Raw genomic sequence first — 1,149 nt, 5'->3', positions numbered from 1 at the left:
ATGAAAACCCGCGCCGCCGTTGCCGTTGCCGCCGGAAAGCCGCTTGAGATCATGGAGGTCGACCTTGACGGTCCGCGCGAGGGCGAGGTGCTGGTCGAGATCAAGGCGACCGGCATCTGCCACACCGACGAGTTCACGCTGTCGGGCGCCGATCCCGAGGGCCTGTTCCCGGCCATCCTCGGCCATGAGGGCGCCGGCGTGGTGGTCGATGTCGGCAAGGGCGTCACCTCGGTCAAAAAGGGCGACCATGTGATCCCGCTCTATACGCCCGAATGCCGGCAGTGCCCGTCGTGTTTGTCGCGGAAGACCAATCTGTGCACCGCCATCCGCGCCACGCAGGGGCAAGGCCTGATGCCGGACGGCACCTCGCGCTTCTCGATCGGGGGCGAAAAATTGTTTCACTATATGGGCTGCTCGACCTTCTCCAACTTCACCGTGCTGCCGGAGATCGCCGTTGCCAAGGTCAATCCCGACGCGCCCTTCGACAAGATCTGCTACATCGGCTGCGGGGTGACCACCGGCGTGGGCGCGGTGATCAACACCGCCAAGGTCGAGCAAGGCGCGACCGCGGTGGTCTTCGGCCTCGGCGGCATCGGGCTCAACGTCATCCAGGGCCTGAAACTTGCCGGCGCCGACATGATCATCGGCGTCGATCTCAACAACGACAGACGAGCCTGGGGCGAGCGCTTCGGCATGACGCATTTCGTCAATCCGAAGGAGATCGACGGCGACATCGTTCCCCATCTCGTCAACATGACCAAGCGCGGCGCCGACCAGATCGGCGGCGCCGACTATACGTTCGACTGCACCGGCAACACCAAGGTGATGCGCCAGGCGCTGGAGGCTTCGCATCGCGGCTGGGGCAAGTCGGTGGTCATCGGTGTGGCGGGCGCCGGCCAGGAGATCTCGACGCGGCCCTTCCAGCTGGTCACCGGGCGGACCTGGATGGGCACCGCCTTCGGCGGCGCGCGCGGCCGCACCGACGTGCCCAGGATCGTCGACTGGTACATGGACGGCAAGATCGAGATCGACCCGATGATCACCCACACGCTCAAGCTCGAGGACATCAACAAGGGGTTCGACCTCATGCATGAGGGCAAGTCGATCAGGAGTGTCGTGGTTTATTGAGGGCGGCCACACGCCGCGGGC

1 protein-coding gene is annotated in these 1,149 nt (G+C 65.1%); it reads left to right on the top strand.

Annotation, left to right across the window (positions count from 1 at the left end):
* Nucleotides 1–1,128 (top strand): S-(hydroxymethyl)glutathione dehydrogenase/class III alcohol dehydrogenase (locus tag FJ986_RS30310; RefSeq protein WP_140497529.1); only part of this gene is annotated, 1,128 nt, incomplete at its 5' end.
* Between the last annotated feature and the right edge of the window lie 21 nt (nucleotides 1,129–1,149).

The sequence above is a fragment of the Mesorhizobium sp. B1-1-1 genome, from assembly GCF_006442955.1.
In the GTDB taxonomy this organism is placed as follows: Bacteria; Pseudomonadota; Alphaproteobacteria; order Rhizobiales; family Rhizobiaceae; genus Mesorhizobium.
Note: the sequence above shows the minus strand (reverse complement) of the source record. Positions and strands in the feature narration are given on the sequence as shown.